Annotated in this window: 10 protein-coding genes and 1 pseudogene; 8 read left to right on the forward strand and 3 right to left on the reverse strand. The window is 62.4% G+C overall.

The window, feature by feature from the left end; all coding sequences use genetic code 11:
• Window positions 1-176: 176 nt before the first annotated feature.
• Window positions 177-782, reverse strand: a complete 606-nt coding sequence (locus ACLRGI_RS09375; protein ID WP_419201398.1) for a malonic semialdehyde reductase — start codon at window positions 780-782, stop codon at window positions 177-179.
• 204 nt (window positions 783-986) lie between these two features.
• Here ACLRGI_RS09375 and opgC point away from each other — a divergent pair, with 204 nt between their 5' ends.
• The 8 genes and pseudogenes from opgC to ACLRGI_RS09415 form a co-directional block, all read left to right on the forward strand.
• Window positions 987-3518 (forward strand): OpgC domain-containing protein, encoded by a 2532-nt coding sequence (gene opgC / locus ACLRGI_RS09380; RefSeq protein ID WP_419201399.1) that lies wholly within the window; start codon window positions 987-989, stop codon window positions 3516-3518.
• An 83-nt stretch (window positions 3519-3601) separates the two neighbouring features.
• On the forward strand, window positions 3602-4957 hold the full coding sequence (locus ACLRGI_RS09385) for a uracil-xanthine permease family protein (RefSeq protein ID WP_419201400.1): 1356 nt from the start codon (window positions 3602-3604) through the stop codon (window positions 4955-4957).
• A 922-nt stretch (window positions 4958-5879) separates the two neighbouring features.
• Window positions 5880-7196 (forward strand): ABC transporter substrate-binding protein, encoded by a 1317-nt coding sequence (locus tag ACLRGI_RS09390; RefSeq protein ID WP_419201401.1) that lies wholly within the window; start codon window positions 5880-5882, stop codon window positions 7194-7196.
• A gap of 63 nt (window positions 7197-7259) precedes the next feature.
• On the forward strand, window positions 7260-8357 hold the full coding sequence (locus tag ACLRGI_RS09395) for a carbohydrate ABC transporter permease (RefSeq protein ID WP_419201402.1): 1098 nt from the start codon (window positions 7260-7262) through the stop codon (window positions 8355-8357).
• On the forward strand, window positions 8354-9256 hold the full coding sequence (locus ACLRGI_RS09400; protein ID WP_419201403.1) for a carbohydrate ABC transporter permease: 903 nt from the start codon (window positions 8354-8356) through the stop codon (window positions 9254-9256). Before ACLRGI_RS09395 ends, ACLRGI_RS09400 begins: the two co-directional genes overlap by 4 nt.
• Complete coding sequence (locus tag ACLRGI_RS09405) at window positions 9256-10713, forward strand: GH1 family beta-glucosidase (protein WP_419201404.1); 1458 nt, start codon at window positions 9256-9258, stop codon at window positions 10711-10713. The genes ACLRGI_RS09400 and ACLRGI_RS09405 overlap by 1 nt, the downstream gene beginning before the upstream one ends.
• 43 nt (window positions 10714-10756) lie before the next feature.
• Window positions 10757-11776 carry a LacI family DNA-binding transcriptional regulator gene (locus tag ACLRGI_RS09410; RefSeq protein ID WP_419201533.1) on the forward strand — a complete coding sequence of 340 codons (1020 nt, stop codon included), beginning with the start codon at window positions 10757-10759 and terminating at the stop codon, window positions 11774-11776.
• Window positions 11777-11890: 114 nt separating this feature from the next.
• Window positions 11891-12220 (forward strand): annotated as a pseudogene (locus ACLRGI_RS09415) (Gfo/Idh/MocA family protein); the annotation flags it as partial.
• Window positions 12221-12327: 107 nt separating this feature from the next.
• On the opposite strand, the gene ACLRGI_RS09420 reads toward ACLRGI_RS09415, so the two are convergent.
• Together ACLRGI_RS09420 and ACLRGI_RS09425 are read right to left on the reverse strand one after the other, a co-directional pair.
• A complete protein-coding gene (locus ACLRGI_RS09420; RefSeq protein ID WP_419201405.1) occupies window positions 12328-12615 on the reverse strand; it encodes a helix-turn-helix domain-containing protein in 288 nt (95 codons plus the stop codon).
• Window positions 12615-13106 carry a DUF2975 domain-containing protein gene (locus tag ACLRGI_RS09425; RefSeq protein ID WP_419201406.1) on the reverse strand — a complete coding sequence of 164 codons (492 nt, stop codon included), beginning with the start codon at window positions 13104-13106 and terminating at the stop codon, window positions 12615-12617. The genes ACLRGI_RS09420 and ACLRGI_RS09425 overlap by 1 nt, the downstream gene beginning before the upstream one ends.
• Window positions 13107-13111 lie beyond the last annotated feature (5 nt).

Genomic DNA, 13111 nt, shown 5'->3' on the forward strand with positions numbered 1-13111 from the left:
TTCACGGCCCACCCCCAGTGACTTCAAGCCCGAGGGATCTGATAGAGCGTCGCCCCCAAACCCAAGGGATCTGATAGAGCGTCGGCCCCAAACCCGAGGGATCCGATAGACCGTCCGGGCGGCGGAAACAAAAAACGCCCGCCCACAGGAAAGTGAGCGGGCGTTTCGGCGGAAACTTAGACGGTGCGAACAACGTCGTCGTAAGCGAACTTCGGCTTGGCTTCGCCCCAGGCGTCGGGGCCGGGCTGGCCGATGTTGACCACGAGGAAGCTCTTCTGGTCGCCGGCGGGGAAGAATTCGGCGTCGATTGCGGAGAAGTCGGCACCGGTCATTGGGCCGGCGGCGAAACCGAGAGAGCGCACGGCGAGGATGAAGTAGCCAGCCTGCAAATGAGCGTTGTTGTTGCCCGTAGCAGCGGCGAAAGCGGGGTCGGCGTCGTACATGGCCTTGGGTGCACCGTACTCAGGGAGGAACTTGTCCCACTGACCGTGCCAGTCGGTGTCGTAGGAAAGGATGGCCACCAGCGGGGCGGAGGCGGTCTTGGCCTTGTTGCCGTTGGAGAGGGCGTCAACCAGCTTGGCGCGGGCCTCGTCGGAACGGACGTAGGTCACGCGGAGCGGCTGGGAGTTGAAGGCGGTGGGGCCGAACTTGGTGAGCTCGTAGATGGCGCGGGCCTGCTCGTCGGTGACCTCACCGGCGAAGCTGTTGGCGGTACGGGCTTCGGCAAAAATGGCGTCGACTGCTGCGGCGTCAATGACTGCTTCTTCGTGGGCGATCGTCATTTCGTGAACCTTTCGCTGGGCCCTGGCCCTGAGCCGGCCGGGCACTTCTGCTTTCCATGGTTGCAACTTCAACTTCCGTTGTCCTCTTCCCATGACGGCCCGTGACGTTGGGCACAGGGCGAAAGTCGGTAGCATCATGCATACGAGCTGCTACCCGCTTTGGGGACGTTCAGCCGTGGGAATGACGACACCAGAAGGGGCCTGATGCCTACCTTTCCCCTAGTAGCCCGTCAACGGGCGCTGGCTGTTCTCGTCATGCTTCTGGTGATGTTCCTGATGCCCACCGGGCAGGCTTGGGGCTCGGTCCAGAGTTCCAGCTCCCTTCAGCAGCAGCCCAGTACCGAAGATCCAGGAACACGGTTCTTTGGCGCCTTGCTCGACTGGGATAAGGATTCGGCAGCGGACTACTCCCAGCGACTCGGTGCACCCGCGGCACTGTACGGCCAGAATGTGTCGATGCCCTTGGGCGATGGCGGCCGGGAATACCTGAAGGGCTACTTCTCCCAGATCGCAGATCAAGGCTCGCACGCGCTGCTTACGGTCCGCCCCGGCATAGACCTGAAGGAAATCAACGACGACGTCGCGTCCGCTTTTGCCCGTCAAATCACGACGGCGGCAGCCGGCTTCCGCGGGAAAGTGTTGGTCCGCTTCGCACCGGAAATGAACGCCCCGTGGGTCAGTTGGGGGCAGGAGCCGGAAGCTTACCGGGCTGCTTTCGACAAAGTAGCAGTAGCACTCAGGGCCACCCTTCCGGATCCGGTGATGGTGTGGTCCCCGACTGCAGAGAAGGATTATCCCTTTCAGGTCGCTACGGCCACCCCTCCCAAGGGTGTGCCGCTGGCATCGCTGGACACCAGCGGGAACGGTATTTGGGACCAGGACGATTCCGCGTTTGCGCCGTACTACCCTGGCGATGACGTGGTGGACTGGGTTGGCTTGTCCGTTTACCACGACACAACCGGCGCCAGCGTGGCGAGCAATACGCTCCCTGCGGCGGGCGAGTTCAATGACGCCCTCCATGGGTCGGGCGGCGGGTCCTCCATCGACACCTCCAGCGGCACCTCCAGCGGCACCGGAACCGACAACTTCTATAGCACTTACGTCCAAACACGCACCAAGCCCCTCTTGGTTGAAACCGGGGCTTTCTACTCGTCCGGAGCCGGCGGCGCGGCCGAGCTCGATGTCAAGGAAACGTGGTGGCACCAGGTTTTCGCCTCTGTAGCGGAGCCCGGCAACGGGGCTGTCCGGGCAGTGGTTTGGAACGAAACCACTGATGTGCGCCAACCGGGCGGGGTGTCCATTGATTGGAGGGCTACCGCTGAACCCTCACTTGCCAACCCCTTCCGAACCTCGCTGGACACCTCAGGCCTCACCATTGGACCTGTCACTGAGAAGGGCCTGGAGAACGTGCCCGGCATTGAGGCACCACAGCCCAAGACCGGCACAGTCATCCAGGGATGGGCTGCATGGGCTTCGGCCGCATCAGTGTTGGTGGCGGTCGCAGCTTTGTGGTTGTTGTCGTCCCGGGCCTTCGCCAGCAAGTGGTCCTACACCGGCACGGGCAAGCGTGATGCGCGGATCGATATGCTCCGCGGGCTGGCAATCGTGTTCGTAGTGGTCAACCATGTGGGCATCAACTCCGTCTTCCAACTGCTCAGCCAGGAGACCCTTGGAGTTGTTTCCGGGGCGGAGCTGTTCGTCATGCTCTCCGGAGCGGTCTTGGGCATGGTTTACGGGCCGCGCATTGCAACGGAACTCGGTGATGTGGTGGACGGAACCACCAAACGTGCCTGGAAGTTGTATTTCACAGCCCTCGCCGTGGTCCTGATCGTCTACGGCCTGAGCTTGCTTCCCTTCGTCAACGCCGCAGCGGTCACCACCTTCACGGATCAAGGAACGGGTGGAGCAGGACGCGCCGCCGCCGGCACTACATACGACCTCTATGCCGGAATGGAAGGACTGCTGCAGTTCCCCGTTCCGCAAGGGCTTATCCCGGCTCTCCTGTTGCTGCAGGTTGGGCCATGGCAGTTCAACATCATGGGCCTCTATGTGGTCCTGCTGCTCATCAGCCCGCTGATCCTCTTGGCACTTTCCCGTGGGTTCACGTGGCTGGTCCTCGCACTCAGCGTCGGCCTCTACACGGCAGGATCGATCTTCCGCTTCCGATTGCTGCCCTCACAGTTCGAGGATTCCTTCCCGCTTCTCGTGTGGCAGCTCCTGTTCGTTGTGGGGATGACGGCAGGGTTCTATAGACATCAGATCATCGAGTGGTTTGGTGACCCGCGCCGGCGCCTGCTGCTCGGAGGGTGTATTTTCCTGGCCGCAGCCTGTGCCGTCTTCTCCTGGAGCGGCCCCTATTTGACCAACCAGCTGGATATCCGGCTCGCGCTTATCCCTGAGAACACGTTCAGATACGTCTACGACACGTTCTTCAGCCGGACCTACCTTGGGCCGGGACGAGTGCTGAATGTCTTCCTCATCACCATCGCCTTGTACGCCTTGTTGAGTGCTTTCTGGAAGCCGCTGTCACGTGCTGTCGGCTGGTTCTTCATACCTCTGGGCCAAGCCACTCTTTACGTTTTCATCATGCACGTGTTCTTCATTGTGGCCATCGCCAACATCCCCGCCTTGCGGGACGGGAACCTCTGGCTGAACACGGCAGTGTACGTCGTCTTGCTCGCCACACTATGGGTGATGGTGAAAACCAAGTTCCTGTTCGGGCTGGTTCCCAGCTAAGCCGCCCACACAGCCGCATACGGGCGGGCATTTGGCGGTAATGTTGCACCGAATCCCAATACTCTTCTGAGGAAGGCCCCGCCATGAGCATGCTCGGCATCAAATGGAAGCTCCACGGCAACGGCAAGTCCATTCGCCCCGGCCACGTGGTGGCTCCCGACGAGCGGCTCGCGTGGCCCCTGACCATCGGCATCGGCATGCAACACGTGGTGGCCATGTTCGGTGCGACCTTCCTGGTCCCCATCATCACCGGCATGCCACCCGCCACCACCCTGCTCTTCTCCGGTATCGGCACGCTGCTGTTCCTGGTCATCACCAAGGGCCGCGTGCCCAGCTACCTGGGTTCGAGCTTCGCGTTCATCGCCCCGATCATAGCGTCCCAAGAGCAGTACGGCGTCGGTGGCGCCTTGGGCGGAGTGGTGCTTGCCGGCGTCGTACTCGCGCTCATTGGTGCGGTTGTCCAGAAGTTTGGCGCCGAATGGATCAACCGGCTCATGCCGCCGATTGTCACCGGTGCCATTGTGGCGCTGATCGGCCTGAACTTGGCGCCGGCCGCGAAAGCCAACTTCGACGCCGCTCCCGTCACCGCACTGATCACGCTGGTGACCATCATCCTGGTTTCTGTTCTTTTCCGCGGGATCCTTGGGCGCCTCAGCATTCTCGTGGGCGTCGTGGTGGGGTATCTCGTAGCGATGATGCGCGGCGAGGTTTCCTACGAAAAGATGGACGCCGCCGCGTGGATTGGCCTTCCCCTCTTCCAGACGCCCGAATTCCACATAGGCGTGGTGGGGTTGTTCGTACCCGTGGTTTTGGTGCTGGTGGCTGAAAACGTGGGGCACGTAAAGTCGGTGGCCGCCATGACGGGCCAGAACCTCGACGGCGTCTCCGGCCGCGCGCTGATGGCCGACGGCGCCGCGACGGTACTTGCCGGCTTCGGCGGCGGTTCCGGTACCACGACGTATGCGGAGAACATCGGCGTCATGGCCGCCACTAAGGTCTATTCGACGGCGGCCTACTGGGTAGCCGGTATCTTCGCCATCCTGCTGAGCTTCTCCCCGAAATTCGGCGAACTGATCGCCACCGTCCCCGCCGGTGTCCTGGGCGGCGCCGCGACCATGCTGTACGGCATGATCGGTGTGCTCGGCGTAAAGATCTGGGTGCAGAACAAGGTCAATTTCTCCAACCCGATCAACCTGACCACGGCTGCCGTGGCGCTGATCATTGGGATCGCAGACTACACGTGGACCATCGGCGAGTTGAAGTTCACAGGCATCGCACTCGGGTCAGCTGCCGCCCTGGTGATCTACCACGGCATGAAGGGGCTGGCTCGCTGGCGCGGGACCGTCGCCGAGCCGGAAACCGAGACGGCGGGGCTGCCGCCTGCGGTGAAGTCGGCGATGAATGCTGCGGCTAAGAGGGGCGTGAAGAAGGGCAAGTAGGTTGGGAATGATCCGGGTTCCGCATGCCGTCCCCGAGCTCAGCTGGTTGCTGGCAGAGCATGAGAAGAGCGTCTGGACGGGATATCTGGCGCGTTCCGGGCAAAGTCTCAACGACCCCCACGTCTACCCTCCTGGCTACAGGTCGTTTCCGCCCGAATCCTGGCCACCGTAAACTGCTTGAAGTGGATGCGGCAGCAAGCCGAACCTCTAGACTGAGCCGATGAGTTTTGGTCGCGAAGCAAGGCGGGTCCGGGAGCACTCGTTGCCCCTAAGTGCCCGACTGCGCTCGTTCACGAGCTGCATCGAGCTATCGCAACCCAGCGTTTCCAACCGACGTTCTCGTACCTTGAGGCCAAGGTTCAGAGCTCATGGCGGGATGCGGAATTCTTGAAGCCAACCATGGATTTACTGGAGGCGGAGCGTGCGCTCCATCTTCACATTGACGCCGAGTACTCGCGACTTCGCAACGCCAAGAACAGTGACGGCTTTCGGGATCCCTCTCGATTTGAGGTCACCCCTGTCTTCCCACACCGCTGGCATGGCGACGAAAACGTACGGGTGGCGGACCCGTGGGCATCAACAATGAGCGGAGGGTACCCACCGAGGGGCGAGCTCTCGGCAGTGAGATCCCTCCAAAACCCCGAGAGCTAACCCCTCGGCGGCGCGTGGGGGAAAGCGCTCGTCGAGGGGCGAGCTCTCGGCAGTGAGATGCCTCCAAAACCCCGAGAGCTAACCCCTCGGCGGGCCCCTCAGGGGACCCTCGCTGAGCGCAGGGGCCGAAGAGACCCCCGAAGACATACAACAAACCCCAGAGAGCGCTCTCTTGACGCACGTGACTTGCAGCACATACTGTGGTCCCACATCCCAGAGAGCGCTCTCTCGCCCCAGGCGTACGGTCGCTCGAACACACAAAGGAGTGATCGTGGAGTTTTCGCGACTAAGGAAATTCACTGCCCTGGCGGGCGTGGCCTCACTGGCCCTCGTGGCGGCAGGCTGCAGCAGCGGCGACGACAAGGCGGCGAGCGCCGACAACCCCATCACACTGACCGTTACCACCTTCGGCACTTTCGGATACGACGACCTGTATGCCGAATATGAGAAGCAGAACCCCGGCGTCACCATTGAGGCCACCAACATTGACCGGGGTTCCAATGCCAGGACCGATGCGTTTACCAAGCTGGCCGCAGGCTCCGGCCTCAGCGACGTGACGGCCATCGAGGAAGGCTGGCTCGGCTCCATCATGGAGGTCTCGGATCAGTTCGTGGACCTCAAGGAGTACGGCGCAGAGGACATCAAGGGCAACTGGGTGGACTGGAAGTTCAAGCAGGGCACGGATCCCGATGGCCGCGTGATCGGCTACGGCACGGACATCGGACCGCAGGCCCTGTGCTTTAACGGCAAGCTATTCGAAGCAGCCGGCCTGCCGAGCGACCGTGAGAAAGTCGCCGAACTTTTCGGCGGCAAGGACGGAAGCTGGGAAACATACTTCAAGCTGGGCCGCCAGTACAAGGAGGCCACAGGCAAGGCCTGGTATGACCAGTCCGGCTTCGTCTGGAACTCCATGGTCAACCAGATGGACGAGGGTTATTACACCAAGGACGGCAAGCTGAACGTCGAGGGCAATAAGGAGATGCGGGCAAAGTTCGACATGCTCGCTGCCGGCACCGCTGATGGGCTTTCCGCCAACCAGACCCAGTTCGACTGGGGTAACGGCAAGGCCTTCGTGGACGGTTCCTTCGCCACGCACGTTTGCCCGGCTTGGATGCTCGGCACCATCAAGGGCCAGCTCGAGTCAGCAGGCGGCGGAGCAGCCAGCGGCTGGGACGTAGCCGACGTCTTCCCGGGCGGCGCATCCAACTGGGGCGGCGCTTTCCTCTCGGTTCCCAAGAGCTCCAAGCACCCCGCTGAAGCAGCCAAGCTGGCAGCATGGCTGACCGCACCCGAGCAGCAGATCAAGCAGTCCGCTGCAGCGAACAACTTCCCGAGCACCCTCGAAGCCCAGGCAAAGATCGTGGAAGCAGCAAAGCCGAACGAGCTCTTCAACAACGCTCCCTACGGCGCCATCTTTGAGTCCCGCGCCGAGGGCGTCATCGCCCAGTTCAAGGGTCCGGATGACTCTGTGATCCAGGAGAACGTCTTTGGTCCCGCCCTCAAGATGCTCGATTCGGGCAAGGGCACGGCCGATGAAGCCTGGAATGAAGCCGTCAAGCTCCTCAACGACCTCGTGGTCAACAACTAGCAGCACCCGGCCTTGGGGCCTCCGGGAAACCGGAGGCCCCCTCACAGAGTCTGAGACCCGACCATGACCACTACCTTGAACCGCCCGGCCGCCGGTAGAACGGCCGCCACCAAACCTAAACCGACGTTCCGCCAACGCCTGAACGTCTTCGATATGAAGGCGTCCCCGTACCTCTACATCGCCCCGTTCTTCATCCTGTTCGCCTTGGTGGGCCTCTTTCCCCTGGGCTACACGTTTTTCGTCTCCCTCTTCGACTGGCACCTGCTCAAAGGCCAGGGAGACTTCGTGGGATTCCAAAACTTCGCAGAAGTGCTGCAGGACAGGTTCTTCTGGAACTCCTTGTTCAACACCGTCAGCATCTTCCTGATCTCCACCATTCCGCAGCTGATCATGGCCACCATCATCGCTGCGGTCCTGGACCAGAACCTGCGTGCCAAGACCTTCTGGCGCATGAGCATCCTGCTCCCCTACGTGGTCACTCCCGTGGCTGTCGCCATGATTTTCACCAATATGTTCGGTGAGCAGTACGGGCTGATCAACAACATCCTGTCCAGCTTCGGCATCGATCCCGTCATGTGGAAGAACGACACCCTTCCCAGCCACATCGCCATCGCCACCATGGTGAACTGGCGCTGGACCGGCTACAACGCGCTGATCCTCCTGGCAGCCATGCAGTCGGTACCGCGCGACATCTATGAGTCCGCAGCAATCGACGGCGCCGGCTCCGTCCGCCGCTTCTTCAGCATCACGCTGCCGAGCATCCGGCCCACCATGGTGTTCGTCATTGTCACCGCGACCATCGGCGGTCTGCAGATCTTCACGGAGCCAAGGCTCTTCGATCCCGTTGCTGCCGGCGGAACGGCACGGCAGTTCCAAACCACCGTGCTGTACCTGTGGGAGATGGCCTTCCAACGGCAGAACTTCGGCAAGGCTTCCACCATCGCCTGGCTGCTGTTCCTGATCATCCTGCTCTTCGGCATCGTGAACTGGCTGATCTCCCGCCGTATCGCCACCAACGGCGACGACCGCGGCACCGCCAGCCGCCGCCGTCGTAAGCGTTCTTCCGCTGCGAACACTCAAGCGGACGACGCCGGCCTTACCGCCCAGGCGGTAGCGGCACCTGCAGCGGCACCAGACTCAACCCCGAGGAGCGGGAAATGACCCTCACGCACAACCGGCCACAAGCTGCGGCTCCTCAGCCGACCTCCCGAGCCCTGGCCACACGGAAGGCACTCTTCGGCAATGGCAGGCGGCCGGGCTTCCTCACCTACGGCTTGTTGCTGGCCTTCTTCCTGGCCTCGGCCTACCCGCTGTGGTGGTCTGTCATCATCGGCAGCCGCTCCAACGAAGCCCTCGGTGAGACCTGGCCGCCGCTGCTCCCGGGCGGCAACTTCTGGACCAACGTGGGCGAAGTCTTCGACACCGTCCCGTTCTGGCTCGCACTCGGCAACAGCGTCCTGATTTCCGGCATCATCACCGTCTCGGTGGTGGGGTTCTCCACCCTTGCCGGGTACGCGTTCGCCAAGCTGCGCTTCCGCGGCCGCAACTGGCTGATGGTTGCGGTGATCGCCACCATGGCAATCCCCACGCAGCTCGGCATCATCCCGTTGTTCATGCTGATGCGCACGCTGGGCTGGACCGGTGAGATCGGCGCCGTCGTGATTCCTACGCTTGTCACGGCGTTCGGCGTCTTCTTCATGCGGCAGTATCTGGTGGACGTGATCCCGGATGAGCTGATCGAGTCGGCACGCATGGACGGCGCGTCCATGATCTCCACGTTCTGGCATGTTGCACTGCCCGCGGCGCGTCCGGCCATGGCAATCCTGGGCCTGTTCACGTTCATGACGGCGTGGACTGATTTCCTGTGGCCCCTGCTGGTGCTCGACGCCGGCAACCCCACCTTGCAGACGGCACTTAGCCAACTGCAGTCGGCCCGGTACGTGGACTACTCAATCGTCCTGGCCGGCGCTGTCATGGCAACACTTCCGCTGCTGGCGCTCTTCGTCCTGGCGGGACGTCAACTCATTTCCGGAATCATGCAAGGAGCAGTGAAGGGCTAATGCCATTCGAAGCAACAACCCACCCAGCGACCCCTCCCTTTAACAGGGTGTGGCCCAAGGGCTTCCTCTGGGGCTCGGCTACCGCCGCAGCCCAAGTGGAAGGAGCCAGCCATGAAGGCGGCAAGGAAGACTCCGTGTGGGACGCTTTCGCCCGCGTTCCTGGTGCCATTGCCAACGGCGAGACGCTGAAGGATGCGGTGCAGCACTATCACCGCATGCCTGAGGACGTCAGGATCATGAAGGAGCTGGGCCTGGATTCCTACCGGTTCTCCACCAGCTGGTCCCGCGTCCGGCCGGGCGGCCGTACCGCGAATGCGGAAGGCCTGGACTTTTACTCCCGCCTTGTGGATGAACTGCTCGACGCCGGCATCCTCCCTTGGTTGACCCTTTACCACTGGGACCTGCCGCAGGCGCTGGAGGAGAAGGGCGGCTGGGCCAACCGCGACACCGCCTACCGCTTCGTCGACTACGCCAACGATGTCTATTCAGCTTTGGGTGATCGCGTTCAGCACTGGACAACCTTTAACGAACCGTTTTGCTCGTCACTCCTTGGTTACGCAGCAGGCGTGCACGCACCCGGCCGTCAAGAACCGGAAGCAGCGGTGGCGGCCATCCATCACCAGCATCTCGCCCACGGCTTGGTGGTCAACGAGCTCCGGGGCCGGGGCGCACAGCAGTTGGGGATCACGCTCAACCTCAGCAATTCCATCCCGCGGGACCCTTCGGATCCCGTGGACCTCGATGCCGCACGCCGCTTTGATTCGCTGCAGAACCGGATCTTCCTCGATCCGATCCTTCGCGGTGCTTATCCGGAGGACACCCTCAATGACCTTGAGCAGTTTGGCATTCGGGATCTCATCCAAGCCGGGGACCTGGACATCATCGGTGCACCCATCGATTTCCTGGGCGTCAACCACTACCACGATGACCTCATCAGCGGTCACCCCACTGCTGAACACGGCGACGGCCACTCGGGCGGCGCAACCCGCCCCACGTCGTCGTGCTGGATCGGTTCGGAAGACATTTCCTTCCCGAGCCGTGGCCTGCCACGCACGGCCATGAACTGGGAGGTCAACCCGGACGGACTGCGGAAGCTTCTGGTGCGCCTCGGCGAGGAGTATCCGACGCTGCCGCCGCTGTACATCACGGAGAACGGCGCCGCGTACCACGACGTCGTCAGTCCCGACGGAGCAGTCCACGACGCCGAGCGGACCCGGTTCGTCCTGGACCACATCACAGCTGTTGGGGAGGCACTCGACCAAGGCGCCGATGTGCGCGGCTACTTTGTTTGGTCGCTCCTGGATAACTTCGAGTGGTCCTGGGGCTACGGCAAGCGCTTCGGGGTGGTTCGCGTGGATTACGACACCTTTGAGCGAACGGTGAAGGACAGCGGACTCGCTTACTCGCGGGTTATCGAGGCGGCCAAGGCATCTGCGGCTGCCACCGTGAACGCCTAAAGTAGCCTTCAGAGGCATACTTTTTTACGTTCCGGAGATGACGATGACGCAGGACACCAGCGGCCCCCGGCCGGTACCCACCCTTGAAATGGTGGCTGCCCTGGCCGGGGTCTCGCGGGCCACGGTGTCCCGCGTGGTCAATGACAGCCCCAGCGTTGACCCGGAGTTGGCGCAGTCCGTGAGAAAAGCGATCCTCGCCCTCGACTACACGCCCAACCGTGCTGCACGTTCCCTGGCCAAACGCCGGGCAAACGCCGTCACGCTGATAGTCCCGGAGTCCACGTCGAAGGTCTTCGCGGACCCCTTCTTCGCCTCGGTGGTCCAAGGCATCGCCCTGTATCTCACCGATACCGAGTACACGCTGAACATGGTGATTTCCTCGGAGTCGAAGCCGGAAAAAACCCGTAGCTTCCTGCTCGGCGGCAACGTGGACGGGGTCCTGGTGGTGTCGCACCACAGCGGTGACAACTCCTGGACGCACCTTTCGGGTTCACTTCCCATGGTCTTCGCCGGGCGGCCCTTGGTTGGCGGCAAGGAGAGCTATTACGTGGATGTGGCCAACGAGCAAGCGGCTTACGAGATCACCAAGCTGCTGACCGGGAGCGGCCGAAAGAATGTTGCCACGATCGCCGGGCCGCAGGACATGCCACCGGGCTTGGATCGCCTGGCTGGTTGGAGGACTGCTGTGCGGGAGGCCGGCCTCGGGGAGAGCCTGATGGAGGAGGGTGACTTCACCTTGGCCTCCGGCGCTAAAGCCATGCACCGTTTGCTGGATCGCGGCGTGCCCGTTGACGCGGTTTTCGCAGCGAACGATCAGATGGCTGCCGGCGCGTACACCGTCATCCAGGGGCGGGGTTTGCGCATCCCGGAGGACATCGCCGTCGTCGGCTTTGACGACGATTCCTTCGCTACCTCGGTGACCCCCGCCCTCACCACCGTGCATCACCCGATTGTTGAACTCGGCAAGAAGATGGCCGAGACCCTGGTGAACCTGATCGAGGGCAAACCGGCGGAACGCGTCACCAGAATGCCCACCTCGATCGTCATCCGCGATTCCGTTTAGCTTTCTCACGCCATGCTTTGAAAGGCTGCTCCCTGCTCCGTAGGCACCACGGCTCCTTCCGTCGTAACAGGACGCCCCATCCGCTGGGGAGTAGTGGCCACGGGCTCCATCGCAATGCGGGTGGTGGAGGACCTTGCGCTCCTCGAGGACGCCATCCTGCAAGCTGTCAGTTCCCGCTCGGAGGCTTCGGCCCGGAGCTTTACTGAGAAGTTCGGCTTTGTCACGGCGTATTCCGACGCCGGAGAGACGCCCGGTTACGAGCGGCTGCTGGCTGACCTCGGTTTCGTGCCTGCCTACGATCCCGCATCACGGATCTGGGATCCGGCCGCAGGCGGTGGAGCGTTGCTGGATCTGGCGGTTTATCCACTGACCTGCGCACTCGGGGTTTTCGGTGAGCCCCGCAGCATGCTTGCCAGCGGAGTCCTGACTCCTGAAGGCGTGGACCTGCAGAATTCCCTTGCCCTGGATTATGGGAGCGGAGCGCATGCGCAGCTCATCAGGTCAATCGGCTCGGAGTGCCCCAGCGTGGTCCGGGCTGACCGAGAGCCTCTTCATGACTCCTGGGGAGTCGGTGTCGATGATGGAACTGCTGGACGAGGCTCGTCGGCAGATGGGTCTGCGCTATCCAAGCGATCCTCCGTCTCCCACCGCAGCAGATCCCCTGGTTGGCACTCCAGTACCTCGCACAGTGCTTCGAGCGTAGTAAAGCGCACTGCCTTCGCACGGCCGTTCTTGAGTACGGCCAAGTTAGCGGGCGTGATCCCAACTTTCTCGGCCAGCACCCCCACGGGCATTTTGCGCTTGGCCAGCATGACGTGGATGTCCACGATGATCGGCATCAGATCACCTCGTCGAGCTCGGAGCGGAGCTGTGCGGCTTCGACGTCCCGCGCTACGGCCTGGGCCAGCAGGGTTCGCATCACCAGCACAACCAGTGCCACTCCCCCGATCATCAACGCCGCCCCGCAGATCAGCAACACGATGCCGGGGGCCGTCTCGCCAGGCGCCAGGATAACTGCGATGCCAAACATCAGTACCGCGGCGATTGCGATGGCCCCGAAAATGATGTCCACAAACCGGAAAGCACGGTGGGAGAACACCGTTCCGCTGCGCACCATGGTCAGCAGACGCCAAACGCAGACCGCGACCACCTGGACGCACAGAATGCCCAGGACCACGATGGCCAGCAGCGCGATTCGGGGGCCATCGGGGGCTCCGGCCTCAATCAGGTCCGTAGAGAGCATCGGCACCATCCGTACCTGAACGAACAACGAGCCCGCCAGCACTATCGCGACTACTACCCGTAAGGCGAGGACTGTCAGCTTTCCCATGGAAA

The sequence above is a fragment of the Paenarthrobacter sp. PPS72 genome (assembly GCF_048537125.1).
Taxonomy (GTDB): Bacteria; Actinomycetota; Actinomycetes; order Actinomycetales; family Micrococcaceae; genus Arthrobacter; species Arthrobacter nitroguajacolicus_E.

Excerpts from the sequence above, each read along its gene's own strand:
- ACLRGI_RS09375 (WP_419201398.1), bottom strand. The coding sequence starts at position 782 with ATGACGATCGCCCACGAAGAAGCAGTCATTGACGCCGCAGCAGTCGAC.
- opgC (WP_419201399.1), top strand. The coding sequence starts at position 987 with ATGCCTACCTTTCCCCTAGTAGCCCGTCAACGGGCGCTGGCTGTTCTC.
- ACLRGI_RS09385 (WP_419201400.1), top strand. The coding sequence starts at position 3,602 with ATGAGCATGCTCGGCATCAAATGGAAGCTCCACGGCAACGGCAAGTCC.
- ACLRGI_RS09395 (WP_419201402.1), top strand. The coding sequence starts at position 7,260 with ATGACCACTACCTTGAACCGCCCGGCCGCCGGTAGAACGGCCGCCACC.
- ACLRGI_RS09400 (WP_419201403.1), top strand. The coding sequence starts at position 8,354 with ATGACCCTCACGCACAACCGGCCACAAGCTGCGGCTCCTCAGCCGACC.
- ACLRGI_RS09405 (WP_419201404.1), top strand. The coding sequence starts at position 9,256 with ATGCCATTCGAAGCAACAACCCACCCAGCGACCCCTCCCTTTAACAGG.
- ACLRGI_RS09410 (WP_419201533.1), top strand. The coding sequence starts at position 10,757 with ATGACGCAGGACACCAGCGGCCCCCGGCCGGTACCCACCCTTGAAATG.
- ACLRGI_RS09420 (WP_419201405.1), bottom strand. The coding sequence starts at position 12,615 with ATGCCGATCATCGTGGACATCCACGTCATGCTGGCCAAGCGCAAAATG.
- ACLRGI_RS09425 (WP_419201406.1), bottom strand. The coding sequence starts at position 13,106 with ATGGGAAAGCTGACAGTCCTCGCCTTACGGGTAGTAGTCGCGATAGTG.